The 17629-nt window shown below is 61.9% G+C and carries 13 protein-coding genes; 11 read left to right on the forward strand and 2 right to left on the reverse strand.

Annotated features, from left to right (window positions below; translation table 11 throughout):
• Positions 1 to 440: 440 nt before the first annotated feature.
• The 10 genes from P5W99_RS07555 (at position 441) to P5W99_RS07600 (ending at position 14505) form a co-directional block, all read left to right on the forward strand.
• Positions 441 to 2363 carry a PrkA family serine protein kinase gene (locus P5W99_RS07555; RefSeq protein ID WP_421023958.1) on the forward strand — a complete coding sequence of 641 codons (1923 nt, stop codon included), beginning with the start codon at positions 441 to 443 and terminating at the stop codon, positions 2361 to 2363.
• A gap of 158 nt (positions 2364 to 2521) precedes the next feature.
• Positions 2522 to 3790, forward strand: a complete 1269-nt coding sequence (locus tag P5W99_RS07560) for a YeaH/YhbH family protein (protein WP_421023959.1) — start codon at positions 2522 to 2524, stop codon at positions 3788 to 3790.
• The gene (locus tag P5W99_RS07565; protein ID WP_421023960.1) at positions 3787 to 5517 is read left to right on the forward strand and encodes a SpoVR family protein; all 1731 of its coding nucleotides are present in this window, start codon (positions 3787 to 3789) and stop codon (positions 5515 to 5517) included. The genes P5W99_RS07560 and P5W99_RS07565 overlap by 4 nt, the downstream gene beginning before the upstream one ends.
• Positions 5518 to 5755: 238 nt before the next feature.
• Positions 5756 to 7408 carry a SulP family inorganic anion transporter gene (locus P5W99_RS07570; RefSeq protein ID WP_421025213.1) on the forward strand — a complete coding sequence of 551 codons (1653 nt, stop codon included), beginning with the start codon at positions 5756 to 5758 and terminating at the stop codon, positions 7406 to 7408.
• A gap of 226 nt (positions 7409 to 7634) precedes the next feature.
• Positions 7635 to 9056, forward strand: a complete 1422-nt coding sequence (locus tag P5W99_RS07575; RefSeq protein ID WP_434660140.1) for a GH1 family beta-glucosidase — start codon at positions 7635 to 7637, stop codon at positions 9054 to 9056.
• Between the two features lie 61 nt (positions 9057 to 9117).
• The gene (locus P5W99_RS07580; protein ID WP_421025214.1) at positions 9118 to 10359 is read left to right on the forward strand and encodes an ABC transporter substrate-binding protein; all 1242 of its coding nucleotides are present in this window, start codon (positions 9118 to 9120) and stop codon (positions 10357 to 10359) included.
• Between the two features lie 13 nt (positions 10360 to 10372).
• The gene (locus P5W99_RS07585; RefSeq protein ID WP_434660142.1) at positions 10373 to 11329 is read left to right on the forward strand and encodes a carbohydrate ABC transporter permease; all 957 of its coding nucleotides are present in this window, start codon (positions 10373 to 10375) and stop codon (positions 11327 to 11329) included.
• Positions 11330 to 11388: 59 nt separating this feature from the next.
• A complete protein-coding gene (locus P5W99_RS07590; RefSeq protein ID WP_421079589.1) occupies positions 11389 to 12261 on the forward strand; it encodes a carbohydrate ABC transporter permease in 873 nt (290 codons plus the stop codon).
• Positions 12262 to 12297: 36 nt separating this feature from the next.
• A complete protein-coding gene (locus P5W99_RS07595) occupies positions 12298 to 13401 on the forward strand; it encodes an ABC transporter ATP-binding protein (RefSeq protein ID WP_434660143.1) in 1104 nt (367 codons plus the stop codon).
• An 81-nt stretch (positions 13402 to 13482) separates the two neighbouring features.
• Positions 13483 to 14505: a LacI family DNA-binding transcriptional regulator gene (locus tag P5W99_RS07600; protein ID WP_421023964.1), complete on the forward strand. Its 1023-nt coding sequence runs from the start codon at positions 13483 to 13485 to the stop codon at positions 14503 to 14505.
• 67 nt (positions 14506 to 14572) lie between these two features.
• On the opposite strand, the gene P5W99_RS07605 is transcribed toward P5W99_RS07600, so the two are convergent.
• Entirely contained in the window at positions 14573 to 16009 is a 1437-nt protein-coding gene (locus tag P5W99_RS07605) for a cytochrome c peroxidase (protein WP_421023965.1), read from the reverse strand.
• 146 nt (positions 16010 to 16155) lie between these two features.
• Positions 16156 to 16308, reverse strand: a complete 153-nt coding sequence (locus P5W99_RS07610; RefSeq protein WP_421023966.1) for a hypothetical protein — start codon at positions 16306 to 16308, stop codon at positions 16156 to 16158.
• A gap of 343 nt (positions 16309 to 16651) precedes the next feature.
• Between P5W99_RS07610 and P5W99_RS07615 the strand changes: the two genes are divergently transcribed.
• Positions 16652 to 17539: a DUF2092 domain-containing protein gene (locus tag P5W99_RS07615; RefSeq protein ID WP_421023967.1), complete on the forward strand. Its 888-nt coding sequence runs from the start codon at positions 16652 to 16654 to the stop codon at positions 17537 to 17539.
• Positions 17540 to 17629: the final 90 nt, after the last annotated feature.

The raw sequence follows: 17629 nt of genomic DNA on the forward strand, positions 1-17629 counted from the left end.
TCACTGACACCGGCCCATGTGCCGCGTATAACAAATAAAAAAATCGCTCACGCATAATGGCCAAGATGCGCAACGACAGCGCGCGCTGTTACAAAAATGGCGTTACAACTTAGCGTGGTGATCTGTACACGGCTTGTGCGGCCGTGCGTTCTATGAAGAAGCGATACACGCGCGCGGCAGAGGGCGGCGTAGCGGCGGGGTTGATGCTCGAGCGTCGATTCGCAGTGCGATTGCGCGCGCTAGCGGCGTGAATTTTGCGGGTAGGCTGAAAATTGTACGGCGTCGCAGGCCAGGCTCCAAGCACTCGAGTCTGAACTTTCAATCAGGCTCGATTTTTGTGTGAAAAAAAATTCGAAAAGGTTTAGGATGAATTCGAGCGATGTCGTTTCCGAATAGCGCGCCGCGCACGACATCGGTCCAGATCTCGGCGAGGAGGTAGCATGGATATCTACAGCAGCTTCGCGACCCGCTTCGAAAAAACGCGAGAGGAAGAGCTCTCGCTTGAGGAGTATCTCGCGCTCTGCAAAGAAGATCCCAGTGCGTATGCCACGGCTGGCGAACGCATGCTGACGGCAATCGGGGAACCAGAACAGATCGACACTCGCAACGATCCGCGCCTGTCGCGCATCTTTGCAAATAAGGTCATCAAGGTTTATCCCGCGTTCCGCGAGTTTTATGGCATGGAAGAGGTGATCGAGCAGGTGGTCGCGTACTTCCGTCACGCGGCGCAGGGGCTCGAAGAGAAGAAGCAGATCCTCTACTTGCTGGGCCCGGTGGGCGGCGGCAAGTCTTCCATTGCAGAGCGGCTCAAGCAGCTCATGGAGCGCGTGCCGTTTTACTCGATCAAGGGCTCGCCCGTGAACGAGTCGCCGCTCGGTCTCTTCGACTACGACGAGGATGGCCCTATCCTCGAAGAGCAATACGGCATTCCACGCCGCTATCTGAAGAGCATCCTGAGCCCGTGGGCCGTCAAGCGCCTGCACGAATATAACGGCGACATCCGCAAGTTCCGCGTGGTGCGCCGCTATCCGTCGATCCTGCGGCAGATCGGCATTGCGAAAACCGAGCCGGGTGACGAGAACAATCAGGATATTTCCTCGCTCGTCGGCAAGGTCGACATCCGCAAGCTCGAGCAATACGCGCAGGACGACGCGGACGCTTACAGCTATTCCGGCGGCCTGTGCCTCGCGAATCAGGGCTTGCTCGAATTCGTCGAAATGTTCAAGGCGCCGATCAAGGTGCTGCACCCGCTGCTCACGGCCACCCAGGAAGGCAACTTCAAGGGTACTGAAGGATTCGGCGCAATTCCGTTCAACGGCATCATCCTTGCGCACTCGAACGAATCGGAGTGGAAGGCATTCCGCAATAACCGCAATAATGAAGCACTGCTCGACCGTATTTTTGTGGTGAAAGTGCCTTATTGCCTGCGCTATTCGGAAGAGATGAAGATCTACGAGAAGCTGCTGCGCAACTCGTCGCTTGCGGATTCGGTGTGCGCGCCGGGCACGCTCAAAATGATGTCGCAATTCTCCGTGCTCACGCGCTTGCAGGAGCCCGAGAATTCGAGCCTCTTCTCGAAGATGCAGGTGTACGACGGCGAGAACCTCAAGGACACCGACCCGAAGGCCAAGTCGTATCAGGAATACCGTGACTTCGCCGGGGTCGACGAGGGCATGGCCGGGGTCTCCACGCGCTTCGCGTTCAAGATCCTCTCGCGCGTGTTCAATTTCGATTCGACCGAAGTAGCCGCGAATCCGGTGCACCTCATGTACGTGCTCGAGCAGCAGATCGAACGCGAGCAATTTCCGCCGGAGACCGAGCAAAAGTATCTGTCGTTCGTGAAGGACGTGTTGGCCTCGCGTTACGCCGAGTTCATCGGCAAGGAGATCCAGACCGCTTACCTCGAATCGTATTCTGAATACGGGCAGAACATCTTCGATCGCTATGTCACGTACGCCGACTTCTGGATTCAGGATCAGGAGTTCCGCGACCACGACACGGGCGAGAGTTTCGACCGCGCGGCGCTGAACGCGGAACTGGAGAAGATCGAAAAGCCCGCGGGCATCAGCAACCCGAAGGACTTCCGCAACGAGATCGTGAACTTCGTGCTGCGCGCGCGCGCGGGCAACGCCGGCAAGAACCCGGCGTGGATCAGCTACGAGAAACTGCGCGTGGTGATCGAGAAGAAAATGTTCTCGAATACGGAAGAACTTTTGCCGGTCGTCTCGTTCAATGCAAAGGGATCGGCGGAAGAACAGCGCAAGCATGAAGACTTCGTCAATCGCATGGTGGCGAAGGGCTATACGCCCAAGCAGGTCCGGTTGCTCTGCGACTGGTATCTGCGTGTGCGCAAGTCGTCATGAGCGCAGAGGCAATACCTTCCTGTTGCGCCGCCGCACATTTCATGCGGCGGCGCAAAAAGGAAATCCGGCGGGGCGCAGGCCACGTAGCCATGAGCAACTGAACGTGGCATTCCAGACTGCGCACCCCGCCCATTCGAAACGTGAGCGGGAGACTGGATGTGCTTCATCAAATCATCGACCGCAGGCTGGCCGGCAAGAACAAGAGCATTGCAAACCGCGAGCGCTTTTTGCGCCGCGTGAAGAACTATATTCGTCACGCCGTCTCGGAAGCGGTGCGTGACCGCAGCATCAAGGACATTCAAAGCAACCAGAGCATCACCATTCCGCGCAAGGACATTGCCGAGCCGTCGTTCCGGCACGGCCCCGGCGGCCGGCGCGAAATGGTGCATCCGGGCAACGAGGACTACGTGCGCGGCGACCGCATTCCGCGTCCGCAAGGCGGCGGGGGCGGTGGCGGCAGCCAGGCGAGCAACGAGGGCGAAGGTCAGGACGACTTCGTGTTCGAACTCTCGCGCGAGGAGTTCATGCAGTACTTCTTCGACGACCTCGAATTGCCGCGCCTCGTCAAGACCCATCTGATGGCCGTGCCCACGTGGAAGAGCATCCGCGCCGGGTGGGCCGCCGAGGGCACGCCGAATAACATCGACGTCGTGCGCTCTCTGAGGAGCGCGCTCGGGCGGCGCATCGCTTTGGGCGCGCCGCTCGTGAACGAATTGCGCGACCTCGAAGAGCAGCTGGAGGCGCTAATGGCCGATCCGTCGGACCGGCGCGACGACATCAAGCAGCTCGAAGAGCAGATTCATCATCTGCGCGGACGCATCTGGCGCATCCCGTTCATCGACCCGTTCGACCTGCGTTACGTGAACCGCGTAAAGCAGCCGCAGCCGTCGAGCCAGGCGGTGATGTTCTGCCTGATGGATGTGTCCGGCTCGATGGACGAGCAGCGCAAGGACCTTTCGAAGCGCTTCTTCATCCTGCTGTACCTGTTCCTCAAGCGCAATTACGAAAAGATCGAAGTGGTCTTCATTCGCCACCACACGCGCGCCGAGGAAGTGGATGAGGATACCTTCTTCCATTCGACGGAAAGCGGCGGCACGGTGGTGTCGAGCGCGCTGGAATTGATGAAAAAGGTGATCGAAGACCGTTATTCGCCGAGCGACTGGAACATCTACGGGGCGCAGGCTTCGGACGGCGACAACTGGACCGACGATTCGCCGAAGTGCCGCAAGCTGCTCGCGGATGACATCCTGCCTAAGGTGCGCTATTTTGCTTATATTCAGGTGACGCCCGAGGAGCAAAACCTCTGGCTCGAATATGCGCAGCTGGCGCTCACCGACCCGAATCTGGCGATGAAGAAGGTCGACAACCCGGCGGATATCTATCCGGTCTTCCGGGAGCTGTTTGAAAAGCAGGTGGAGCATTCATGACGACACGCCACCTGCACAACGAGGCGCGCGGCTATCAGCCGGAGCGCCGCAAGACCGGCGGCCACGGGAAGGGACAGCACGGCGATCACGAGGCTGCCGCAAAACGGGGGGGACACCCGGCCGAGCCGGCGCGCAAAGACGCGCACGGGCTCCCCGAACATGACCTCCCTGAACCCCGGCTTCCGGAAACCAGGGAATTGCATATGAACGTAGCCGACAGACGGCCGTTGCCGTGCCCATCCGACTGGACCTTCGAGCTGATCGAAGAATACGACACGCATATCTCGCATGTTGCGGAGCAATACGAACTGGACGTCTATCCGATCCAGCTCGAATTGATCAGCGCCGAGCAGATGATGGATGCCTATGCGTCAGTCGGCATGCCGGTCAACTATCGCCACTGGTCGTTCGGCAAGCATTTTCTCTCCACGGAGAAGAGCTATCGCCGGGGACAGATGGGGCTTGCGTACGAGATCGTCATCAATTCGAATCCGTGCATTGCGTATCTGATGGAAGAAAACACGATGACGATGCAGGCGCTCGTCATCGCGCACGCGGCCTACGGACACAACTCGTTCTTCAAGGGCAACTACCTGTTCCGCCTCTGGACCGACGCGCATGCGATCGTCGACTACCTCGTCTACGCGAAGAATTACATTGCCGAATGCGAGGAGCGCTTCGGTCTCGACCGTGTGGAGGAGTTGCTCGACTCGTGCCACGCGCTCATGAATTACGGCGTGGACCGCTACAAGCGGCCCCAAAAGCTTTCGCTCGAACGCGAGGCTGCGCTGCGCCGCGAGCGCGAGGCGTATCTGCAATCGCAAGTCAATGAACTATGGCGCACGCTGCCGAAGACGCAGCAGCCCATCGCCGAGGAAATCGACGAGCGCTTCCCGCCCGAGCCGCAGGAGAACCTGCTGTATTTCGCCGAAAAGAACGCGCCGCTGCTCGAACCGTGGGAGCGCGAAGTCATCCGCATCGTGCGCAAGGTGGGTCAGTACTTCTATCCGCAACGCCAGACTCAGGTGATGAACGAGGGCTGGGCCACGTTCTGGCATTACACGCTGCTCAATACGCTGTATGCGCAAGGCAAGCTGGAAGACGGCTTCATGATGGAGTTCCTGCACTCGCACAGCAATGTGGTCTATCAGCCGCCAGTCACCAAGCACTACTACAGCGGAATCAATCCGTATGCGCTGGGCTTTTCGATGATGAGCGACATACGCCGCATCTGCGAAAGCCCCACCGAGGAAGACCGCAAGTGGTTCCCGGAACTCGCCGGCAGCCCATGGCTCAGTGCGCTGCACTACGCGATGCGCAACTTCAAGGACGAGAGCTTCGTCGCGCAGTATCTCTCGCCGCATCTGATCCGCGAGATGCGGCTCTTCTCGGTGCTCGACGACGACATGCGCGACGCGCTGGAAGTCTCGGCCATCCACGACGACAGCGGCTATCAGTACGTGCGCCAGGCGCTCTCGCGGCAGTACGACATGCATCATCGCGAGCCGAACATTCAGGTCTGGTCGGTCAACACACGCGGCGACCGCAGCCTCACGCTGCGCCACTTCATGAGCGATAACCGTCATCTGTCGGGCGACACTGACGAAGTCCTGCGGCACATGGCGCGGCTCTGGCAATTCGATGTGTATCTGGAAAGCGTCGACGAGAACGGCACGGTCAGGAAGCGCTACGAATGCCGTTACGTGCCGCCGGCGGTGAGGGTATAGGCATACACCGGCTTCGACGCCCGCAGTGCAACCGAAGGCCAGCCCGCGCGCTGGCCTTTTTCTTGGTGTCGCGCAGCTTTCCTTTCGCCAGGATCGCAGCATGGCAAGCCGCCGTGAACGAACCGGCTGTGCCGCGCTAAGATACGGCGCTATTACCCTTACTCGCCAGTTACTCCGAAGCCCATGCGGATGCAGGCATCGAAAGGAAGCCGTCGTGGCGTTTGAATTTTTCAGTGGCATGCGTCACCTCAACCGCGCAGGGGCGTTGCGTGACGCGAAAGCGGGCGTGCTGCTCGCGTCGATGAATATTCCGCAACTGCTCGGCTATGCGCGCATTGCGGGCATGCCGGCCGTTACCGGGATCTATACCGGCTTCCTGCCGTTCATCGCGTTCGCGTTCTTCGGCGCCTCGCGCCACCTCGTGGTCGCTGCGGATTCGGCTACGGCCACGATCTTCGCGAGCAAGCTCACAGCCATGGCGGCGCCTGCGAGCGCCGAATACGTCGCGCTGGCTGGCATGACCGCGTTGCTCACGGCGTTCTTCCTGCTGCTCGCGCGCATTTTCCGGTTAGGCTTTCTCGCCGACTTTCTCTCGCGCACGGTGTTGGTGGGCTTTCTTACCGGTGTTGGCGTACAGGTGGGCGTGGCGATGCTCGGCGACATGCTCGGCATTCCGTTCGCCTCGCGGCGCACGGCCCTGCAGGTCAGGCAGATCATCTTGCAGTTTTCCTCCATTCACTGGCAGACGCCTGCGATCGCGGCGCTCGTAGTCTTGACGATTCTCGTCTTCAAGCGATTGCGGCCGGCCTGGCCCGTGCCGCTCGTCGCGGTGGTGGGCGGCATCGCCGCGAGCGCCACGTTCGACTTCGCGGGCCGCGGCATTGCCGTGACCGGACCGCTGCAAGGAGGGCTGCCGCACATTGCGTTTCCGGCCGTGGGCTGGTTTCAGATGCTCGACTTGATGCAGGTGGCGGCAGCGTGCTTCGTGATCATCATCGCGCAGAGCGCGGCGACGAGCCGCGCATTCGCCGAGCGCTACGACGAACGCGTGGATGAAGACCAGAATTTGCTGGGCCTCGCCGCAGCAAACGCGGCGGCTTCGCTGAGCGGCGCGTTCGTGGTGAACGGCAGCCCCACGCAGACCGCCATGGCCGAGCAGGCCGGCGCGCGCAGCCAGTTTGCGCAACTGGCGTTTGCTGCGGTTGTCGTTGTGGTGCTGCTATTTCTGAGCAACTGGCTGCAATATCTGCCACGCTGCGTGCTTGCGGCCATCGTCTTCACGATCGCTGCCGGCATGGTGCACATCGGCCAGTTGATCGATATTCGCAGCGAAAGCCGTGGCGAGTTCTGGCTCGCCGTGGTTACCGCGCTCTCCGTGGTTGTGATCGGAGTGGAGAACGGCATTCTCATTGCGATCGGGCTCTCGCTGCTGCGCCACGTGCGCCACAGCTATCGCCCGCATACGATGATGCTTGCCCCCAACGAGACGGGGCGCTGGATGCCCGTGCCGGCGCAGGTCGGACTCGTGACCGGGCCCGGCCTCATCGTCTATCGCTTTGGCTCCGATCTTTTCTACGCCAACGATCATCTTTTCGTCGACGAAGTGAACGGTTTGATCGACGGGGCGCCGTCGCCCGTGCATTGTCTCGTGATCGACGCATCGGCCATCACGGCCATTGATTATTCGGCAGGTCGTTCGGTTAACGAGTTATGCGAGTCGCTGCGCAATCGCGGCATCGAGGTGATATTCGGCCGGGTCAACCGCTATCTGCGCGCGGACATGGATCGCCACGGCATCACCCCCGTGGTGGGCGCGGAAAACATCTATACGACGCTACACGAGGCGCTCGCGGCCGTGCATCCGGAACTCGGCCAGCACGCTGACGCGTGACCGGTCCTTGCACGTCCTTGCACTATCCTCGCGCAGTGCAGCATGGTTCCAGCGGGGCTGCCGCGCTCGCGAGCGTTTGCACACCCTCGGACCTCCAGAGAAACCCGAATTGCCCGCGAGATTTCGTGGCTGATATCTTGCGCGTCAAGCGCTGTGGAAGCGCTTCCACATCAACGCCGCCGGGGCGCGGCAACGTCTCGCTGACGGCTTTTGCGCAGGAGCTTTCGTGACACACGACCTAGCCGCTTCGCCGCATTCCGCTTCGCCGCATCCCGATCCGGCTGCCTCGTTCGAACCCGACGCCTTCACGCCGACGCCCGATTCCGTGCTCTGGCGAGGCGACTTCTTGCTGGGGGCGGCCACCGCGTCGTACCAGATCGAAGGCGCGGTGGGCGAGGATGGCCGTCTGCCATCGATCTGGGACACCTTCAGCGCCACACCCGGCAAGGTGCTCGCGAGCGATACCGGCGCTGTGGCCTGCGATCATTACCACCGTTGGGAAAGCGACCTCGATCTACTGGAAGCATTGAACTTCGAGGCCTATCGCTTCTCGATTGCCTGGCCGCGGGTGATGGATGCGTCGGGCCGTCCGAACGAAAAGGGCATCGGCTTCTACCGGCGCTTGCTCGAGCGTTTGAAAGAGAAGGGCATCCGGGCTTTCGCGACGCTCTATCACTGGGACTTGCCACAGCATCTGGAGGATCGCGGTGGCTGGCTCAACCGCGATACGGCCTGGCGTTTTGCCGACTATGCGGACCTGATGAGCCGTGAATTGTCGGGCCTCGTCGACGCATGGATGACGCTCAACGAGCCGTGGTGCTCGGCGTATCTCGGCTATGGCAACGGCCATCATGCGCCGGGCCTTGCGAATCCGCGCTATGCGACCCAGGCCATGCATCATCTGCTGCTGGGCCACGGGCTGGCGACGGCGGCGCTGCGCGCGAACGATCCGCGCTCGGCCAAGGGCATTGTCGCGAACGTCGGGCGCGGCACGGCGGATTCAGATTCGCACGCCGACCTCACCGCCGCGCGCCGCTTCGAAGTGCAGCACAACGCGTGGATTCTCGACCCGTTGCTCAAGGGCGAGTATCCAGCCGAGCTGTTCGAACTGTGGCCCGGCACTGAGCCGCTCGTGCTCGACGGCGACATGCAGACGATCGCCACACCGCTCGACTTCCTCGGCATCAACTACTATTTTCGTACCCAGGTGAAAAGCGACGGCGCACACGGCTTTGTCGAAGTGCCGCTTGCCGGCGTCGAACGCACGCAGATGGGCTGGGAGGTCTATCCGGACGGCCTGCGCGATCTGCTCGTGGGCTTTCATCGCACGTATGAAAACCTGCCGCCTGTCTATATCACCGAGAACGGCATGGCTTCCGACGACAGCGTGCGCGACGGGCAAGTGGACGACGCGCAGCGCATTGCGTTTCTCAGGCGGCATCTGGCTGCCGTCGACGCCGCGATCAAGGCGGGCGTGGACGTGCGCGGCTACTTTGTGTGGTCGCTGCTCGACAACTTCGAATGGGCATTCGGCTACGAACGGCGCTTTGGCGTGGTTCATGTGGATTACGACACGCAAAAGCGCACGCCCAAACGCAGCGCACAACTGATTGCGCGCTTCATGGCCCAGCGGGGCGCGCGGGCTTGACTTCATAGAACGATAGACAAACCGGTACACCGGAGGAGACGCAATGAAGCGATTGGACCGGATGAACCCACGCGCGCCCATGCTGCGCGCTGTCGTCGCTGCGCTCGCCATGGCCGGCGCGCTGGTGGCGCACGCCGCGGACGCACCACTCAAGGCCACCGTGATTCACTGGTGGACCTCGGGCGGCGAATCGGCCGCCATCAAGCAATTCGCGCAAGCCTATGATCAGGCGGGCGGCCAGTGGATCGACAACGCGATTGCCGGCGCGGACCAGGCGCGCGCCACGGCAATCAACCGCATTGTTGGCGGCGATCCGCCCACGGCGGCACAGTTCAACACGTCCAAACAGTTTCACGATCTCATCGACCAGGGACTCCTGAATAATGTCGATGACGTTGCAGCCAGGGAGAACTGGAACGCCATTTTGCCAGAATCGGTGCTCAACCAGATCAAGGTGAACGGGCATTTTTATGCCGCACCCGTGGACATCCACATGCAGGACTGGTTTTTTTACTCGAAGCCCGCGTTTGCCAAAGCCGGCATCGCGAGCGAACCCAGGAACTTCGACGACCTTTTCGCCGCCCTCGACAAGCTCAAGGCGGCAGGCCTGATTCCGCTCGCGCTCGGCGGCCAGGCGTGGCAGGAGAAAATCACTTTCGACGCGATCTTCGCCGACATGGATCGCAATCTCTACATGAGGGTCTATCGCGACCGCGATGCGAACGCCGTCAATTCGCCGGCTTTCAAGAACGTGCTGACGACCTTCAAACGCCTGCACAGCTATGTCGATCCGGGCTCGCCCGGCCGCAACTGGAACGATGCGACGGCGCTCGTGATTTCGGGCAAGGCAGGCATGCAGATCATGGGAGACTGGGCGAAGGGCGAGTTCTCTAACGCGCATCAGGTGGCGGGCAAGGACTTCGGCTGCTTTCCGGGCTTCGCGAATTCCCCGTATATGGTGGCGGGCGATGCGTTCGTGTTCCCGAAGACCGACAACCCGCAGGCCGTGAAAGCGCAGCAACTGCTCGCGACGGTGATGACCTCGCCCAAGGCGCAAGCGGCATTCAGCGAGAAGAAGGGCTCGATACCGATTCGCCAGGACGTGGATACTTCGAACTTCGACATCTGCGCGAAGGGGGGCATGACAATCATGAAGGACAAATCTCGCCAGTTGCCGAACCCGGAGATGCTGATTCCGCCTGATGTGCAGGGCGCGCTTCAGGACGTCATCACGAACTTCTGGAACAAGAACCAGCCCGTCGACGAAGCGCAGAAAGCGTTCGCCACGGCGATCAAGCGCTGAGCCGGGGCAGCCCATGTACGCGCTCAAGCTGGATCATGCGAGGCGCCGGGAACGATTGAAACGCGCGGGGCGCCCCATGCGGCGGCGCCTGTCGCTGGCCGCATGGATCGCGCTGCTGCCGATGGCAGCCACGGTCGTGTTCGCCTATATCGGCACGATGCTGTGGACCGCGCGTGTTTCGATGAGCTACTCGCGCTCACTGCCGACCAACACGTTCGCGGGCGCGACGCAGTATGTGCGGCTCTTCGAAAACGACCGCTGGATCGTCTCGCTGCAGAACCTCGCGATCTACGGTGTGTGCTTTATCGTCGTCTGTCTCGCGACTGGTTTGTTGCTCGCGATATTCATCGACCAGCGCGTTGCAGCCGAGGGTGCGCTACGCACGATCTTTCTCTATCCATATGCGATGTCGTTTGTAGCAACCGGGCTCGTGTGGCAGTGGATCCTCAATCCCGAACTCGGCGTCCAGGCGGTGCTGCGGCATATGGGTTTCGCGCATGCGCACTTCGACTGGATCGTTTCGCAACGCTTCGCGATCTATACGCTCGTGATCGCGACCGTGTGGCAGGCCTCGGGGCTCGTGATGGCATTGATGCTCGCGGGGCTGCGCGGCATCGAGGAAGAGCTCTGGATGGCCGCGCGCCTCGACGGCATTCCGCGCTGGCGTGTTTATGCGAGCATCGTCGTGCCGATGCTGAAGACCTCGATGTCCACCGCGTTCGTGCTGCTCTTCGTGATGGTGGTGAAGCTCTACGACGCGGTGGTGGCCATGACGCAAGGCGGCCCTGGCACCGCAAGCGAAGTGCCGGGCAAGTTCATCATGGATTACCTGTTCAATCGCGCGAACATCGGGCTGGCTTCCGCCGCCTCGATCGTGCTGCTCGCGACGGTTCTCGCGGTGCTCGCGCCAGTGCTGTACGCGCGCAGCCATGTTTCGGCCATGGCAGCGCGCAGGGGAGAGCGAACATGAACGTTCGGCTTGCCAAACCGTCCAGCGCCCGCGCGACTGAAGCGAAGCCCGGGCGCCGCATGCCTGCCCCGAGGCGGCGGCGTCATTTCACACCGGCTCGCTTCGGTATATATGGATTCCTTATTATTGCCGCACTGTTTTTCCTGTTGCCGCTCTATGTGATGCTCGTTACCTCGCTCAAGCCGATGAATGAAATCCGCATGGGCCATCTGCTTGCGCTGCCGCTTCATGTCACGCTCGCGCCGTGGCAGGACGCCTGGTCGTCGGCATGCACGGGCCTCGAATGCGCGGGCATTCGCGTGGGCTTCTGGAATTCGGTGCGCATCGTCGTGCCGAGCACGATCATTTCGATTGCGGTGGGCGCCGTGAACGGCTACGCGCTCTCGTTCTGGCGGCCGCGCGGCGCGGGCGTGCTATTCGCCGTGCTGCTCGCGGGCGCGTTCATTCCCGTGCAGGTGATGGTCTATCCGCTCGTGCGCGTGCTGGCCGCCGTGCATCTGTTCGCTTCGCTGCCGGGCATCGTCGTGATCCACACGATCTTCGGCATGCCCGTAATGACGCTGCTATTTCGCAACTATTATGCCGCGCTGCCGCAGGAGCTCTTCAAGGCGGCGCGCATCGACGGCGGCGGCTTCTGGCGCATCTTCGTGCAACTCATGCTGCCCATGTCGGCGCCCATTATCGTGGTTGCCTTGATCATGCAGGTCACGGGCATCTGGAACGACTATATTCTCGGGCTGGTTTTCGCGGGCACCCATAACCTGCCGATGACCGTGCAACTCAACAACATCATCAATACCACCACGGGCGAGCGGCTCTATAACGTGAACATGGCCGCGACGATCCTAACCTCGCTCGTACCGCTCGCGATTTATTTCATTTCGGGCCGCTGGTTCGTGCGCGGCATCGCATCGGGCGCGATGAAGGGATGAGCAGCCGACGATGAGGTCAGGGCAAGGAGGCAGACGATGGCGAATCCGGCAAACGTAGCGGTGCACAACCTGCGCATCGACCTTGGCGCGAACACGGTGATCGAAGATCTCGACCTCGATGTGCGCGCGGGAGAGTTCGTGGTGCTGCTCGGCCCTTCGGGCTGCGGCAAGTCCACCTTGCTGCACAGCATCGCCGGCCTCATCGACGTGACCCACGGCAGCATCGAAATCGCGGGCGCAGACATGACGTGGGCCGATCCCAAGGATCGCGGCGTGGCGCTCGTGTTCCAGTCGTACGCGCTCTATCCGACGATGAACGTCGAGCGAAATCTTTCATTCGCATTGCGTATCAATGGCACGCCACGCGCGGAAATCGAGCGGCGCGTGCAGCGAGCGGCGGAGATGCTCCAACTCGGCCCGCTGCTCTCGCGCAAGCCGTCGCAGCTTTCGGGCGGTCAGCGCCAGCGCGTGGCGATCGGGCGCGCGCTGGTGCGCGAAGCCGATGTGTTCCTGTTCGACGAACCGCTCTCGAATCTCGACGCCAAGCTGCGCACGGAACTGCGCCGTGAGCTCAAGCAACTGCATCAGCAACTGGGCGCGACAATGATCTACGTGACGCACGATCAAGTGGAGGCCATGACGCTCGCCACGCGCATGGCGGTCATGAATGGCGGCGTGATCCAGCAGTTCGGCGCGCCCGCCGATGTCTATGCGCGGCCCGAAAACCTGTTCGTGGCGACCTTCCTTGGTGCACCGCCGATGAATCTTCTGCACGGTGTGCTCGAAGCCGGCGAAGGCAAGCTGTGGTTCCGCGGGCAGCGGCTCGCCGTGGACGTCTCGCGCTATGCGTTCAAGGGGGCGCTCGATCCTGGCCGGCCATGTGTGCTGGGCGTGCGTCCCGAGGACATCCGCTCGGGCGATCCGGTGCGCATTGCCTCGCGGGGCGAGGCGCTGCAAGGCCAAATTACGCTGATCGAACCGATGGGCAACCACCGGGTCCTCTGGCTCGATTATCATGGAACGCAGATCGCTTCGATCGATCAGGACAAGACACCACTCGCGAGCGGAGCTAATGTGCCGTTCGAGATCGATGCCGGGCAGGTATCGCTGTTCGACGAGGCGAGCAGCCTGCGACTTTGAGCGCCCATTCATCAGACCATTAGATGAAAGGGGCGGGCGCTCGGAAAACATAACCAGAAGAAGGCAAGGGGGCAAACAAGCGTGGTAACCCTCAAAGACGTGGCAACGCTGGCCGGTGTGGGTCTTTCCACGGCCTCGCGGGCGATTTCGGGCAAGGGGCCGGTGTCGGCCGAGGCCGCCGCGCGCGTGCAGGCCGCTATCGAGCATCTAAACTTCCGGCCGTCGTCGATAGGGCGGGCGATGGCGACGCAGTCGCTCGGCATCGTCGGCATTTTCGTGCCGACTTTTTTTGGCTCTTATTACGGCACCATCCTCAAGGAGACCGATACGGAATTGCGCGCGGTGAAGCGGCACGTGGTAGTGGCCACCGGTTGCGGCGACGGCTCGCCACGCGAGCAGGCCATCGAGGCCGTGCGCTTTCTGATCGGGCGCGACTGCGACGGCATGGTGGTCATCAGCCACGACCTGCACGACGAAGACCTCAATATGCTGCATGCGATGCATCCGCGTATGGCATTCCTGAACCGTGTATTCGATCAGTTGCCCGAGGCGTCGTTTTGCGCCGACCATTTTCACGGCGGCGAACTGGCCGCGCGGACGCTGGTCAAGCATGGCCACCGGGAGATTGCAGTGATCGGCGGGCCGCCGAGCTCTTCGGACAACCTCGCGCGTCTCGACGGTTTCTTCACCGAACTCGCGCACCACGGCATTGCGCGCGCGGCAGTGCCGCTCATCATGTCGGACTTCTCGCCCGAGGGCGGCTATGCCGCGGCCGGCGAGTTGCTCGACTCGAAGCAACGCTTCACGGCACTTTTCTGCGCCAACGACACGATGGCCATGTCGGCGCTCGCCCGTTTGCAGCAGGCGGGCATTGCGGTGCCGGACGACATCTCAGTGATGGGCTATGACGATGATTATTCAGCGGCCTATATGGCACCCGCGCTCACCTCGGTCCACATTCCGACGGCGGAACTCACCCGCAATGCCGTGCGCTGGCTGATCAATCAGTGCTATGGCACGCATTGGGACATCGAGCGCGATTTCGGCGTCAGCGTAACGATGCGTGCCTCGGTCGCACGGCCGAATCCCGCTCGTCTTGTCTGACTATTGCTCGGCGCAAGAGCGTATGGGATGGCGGTGGCACGCACGCGCGCACCACCGCCCGCGCGAATCAAGGCTGCGCAGCGAGCGCAGGCGAGGACGACGGGGTAGGGGCGCTGGTGTGTGTGGCGGCAGCCGTATAGGTGCCGGTGAGCGACTTGAGGAAGGCGGTCAGCGCGTCGACGTCCGCTTCGGACAGCGTGGTGCCGAGCTGATACTGCGCCATCATGCGCACCGCCTCACGCAGATCCGTTACGCTGCCGTCGTGGAAATACGGTGCCGTGAGCGCCACGTTGCGTAATCCCGGCACCTTGAACGACTGGCGATCGCGCGGATCGTGCGTGACGTTGGCCCGGCCGTTGTCGGCTTCGGTCAGCGCGTCGCCGCGTGCGGCGAAGTAGTCGCCAGCACGGCCCATGCGCTCGAACGATTGCCCACCCAGATTGGCGCCGACGTGGCAGCTCGCGCACCCCACCGACTTGAACAGGTTATAGCCACGCACCTCTTCGTTGCTTAATGCTTCAGTGTTGCCGCGCAGCCAGGCGTCGAAACGGCTGGGCGTGAGTAGAGTCTTTTCGTATTCGGCAATGGCGTTGGTGATGTTCGCGCCGTTCAGTCCATCAGGGTAGGCCTGCAAGAAGGCCTGCGCGAACGGCGCATCGGCATTGAGCTTGCCGACGATCTGATCCCACGATGCCGACGCCATCTCGACCGGATTGAGCGGCGGCCCGCCTGCCTGCTCCTGAAGCGTGGCGGCGCGCCCGTCCCAGAACTGCGTATGGTTGAGCGCGGCATTGAATACCGTGGGCGCATTCACGCCGCCCAGCTGGCCGCCCACGCCGAGCGAGCGTTTGCGGTTGTCCACGCCGCCGGTCGCGAGCGAATGGCAGCTCGCGCACGAAATGGTATTGTCAACGGAAAGGCGCGGATCGTGGAACAACTGCGCGCCGAGCGCGACCTTGCGCGCGTCGGTCGGCAACGCCCGCGGCAACGGCTGCACCGGATCGTTCTCGAAAGCCATCGCGACGCCAGGCGTGGCATACCAGCGCTTGCGCTCCTGCAAGATCCATGTGAGCAGCGTCTGCTGGTCGTGCTGGTTCAGCCCGGTGCGCCAGTGCATCATGCGAAAGCGCAGGGGAGGCATCGTGTCGTTCGTCACGGCGCGCTCCAGCTTGGCGAGATCGGCCTGCGGGGGAGGTGTGCCGTTGCGCAGCGCATTGAACACAGCGTCGAGCCGGAAATAACGCTGGCCGGTCTCGATGTCGTAGCGCGAGAGCTGCTGGATGCCGGGCAGGGACGCATACGCCGGCAGTACCGCTTTGGTCGAGTGACAGTAATAGCATGCGTTGCGGTCGAGGATATTGCGAACCTTTGCAGCCTCCGGAGACGCGGCGGGCAGGCTGGCCGTGCTTTCGGCGTAGAGGGTGTCGTGATACCAGGCGATGCCGCTAAGGCCGAGATAGCCGGCGGCGAGAAGCGCGGCAGCGCAGACGAGGAATTTTTTCATTGTTGGCGTTGGTTGTAGGGAACCTGGGAATCCTGAGTGGATGTCGGGCCCGAACAAGCCCACTCTGGTATGGACCTGAGTACGGTGAACGCCAGATGACGAAGGGCCGAGACGGATTAGCGTGCTGATGCTACCGATACCCGGCGTCAGCGCCATTGCGGCACGTCAAGCAGACGCTGACTTGTCGCCCGCGACCGGTCGAAGCTTAAAAAACTGGCCGTCGATTCGATAAGTAGAGCAAACAAAACGGCCTTTCTATTTTTTTCATTCATGGCAATCATGCCGTGAATGATAGGCATCAAGGTCACCCGTGCAATACCGTGCCCGGCGCCTGAAACGAGGTCGCACGGCTAGAGCCGGAGCAGATGGTGTGCCGTCGCGTCGCCTGCATCAAGGCGTACGCCTGAGAGCGCCTCCCGGTCTGCGCGGCGCGATGCTTTCAAGGGGTTTTCATCGAGCCACGAAAGCAGGGCGATGGCGCATTCGTGCCGCGATACGCTAGCCGCTGGTAAGCTGGATACCGCAAAGCCTGTGCAGGGCCATGTCCAGGCTTCGCTGATCAGTGCCGGTTCGCGCGCGCAGGGAACAAATGGGTGCTGCAATCTGGGACGGTCATAGACGACCTTTCAGTCAGGAGACGACGTGAACAAAATTGTCTTCCCTGGAGTCATTGCGCGAACCTTCGCGGTGCAGCTCGTGAGCCCGATTTGCCTCGCGCTCATAGGTGCAGTCATGCTGGGCGGCTGCGCTCACCAGAAAGTGGCAAGCGAGCATGAGCCTGCGCAATCGAACGTGCCATCGCCGCTCAATGACCTCGGCAGCGGGCCGGGCGAGAGCAGTGCGGCAATAATCGATGCGCGCGCAACGAGTGCGCTGGATGCCATGGGCCGGTATCTGCGCTCGTTACGCACCTTCGAAGTGAATGCGGACACGGCCACCGACGTCGTGCTCGACAACGGCCAAAACGTAGCGTTCCTGCATCACGCCGTGCTCAAGGTCAAACGGCCCGATCGCCTGCGCGCGGACATCACAGGTAACGGCAACGTGCGCGGCATCGTCTATGACGGCCATCGCTTCACGATCTTCAACGAGAAAAAGGGCTACTACGCGCGGCACGATGCTCCGCCCACGCTCGACGCTCTGGTGCATGACCTCGCCGCCAACTGGCATATCGAAACGCCGCTCGTCGATCTGTTCTATTGGGGCAACGGCAAGCCCGACAACAGCGCCATTCAATCGGCACAAACGCTTGGCGAGGAGAAGATCGACGCGCGCACCTGCACGCACTATGCATTCAGGGAAGCGGACGTGGACTGGGAACTGTGGGTACAAACGGGGCGCAGGCCGCTGCCGTGCAAAATGATCGTTACCGACACGACCCAGCCGACGCGGCCGCGCCATGATGTGACGTACCACTGGCGGCTCAATCCGGCCTTCGCGGCGTCGACGTTCGTGTTCCATCCGGGCCCCGGTGCGCGGCAGATCGAGCTTAAGCCCGCAGATCATTCACCTTACGGGGAGGCGGAATGAGGAAGCCGAAGCACGAGCCTCACACCTGTGCGCATGGAACGCGGGCACGGGCCTAATTACTTGAGGGGCGAAGTGACTTAAGCAATTCTT

This window comes from Paraburkholderia sp. A3BS-1L (genome assembly GCF_051125215.1).
Taxonomy (GTDB): Bacteria; Pseudomonadota; Gammaproteobacteria; order Burkholderiales; family Burkholderiaceae; genus Paraburkholderia.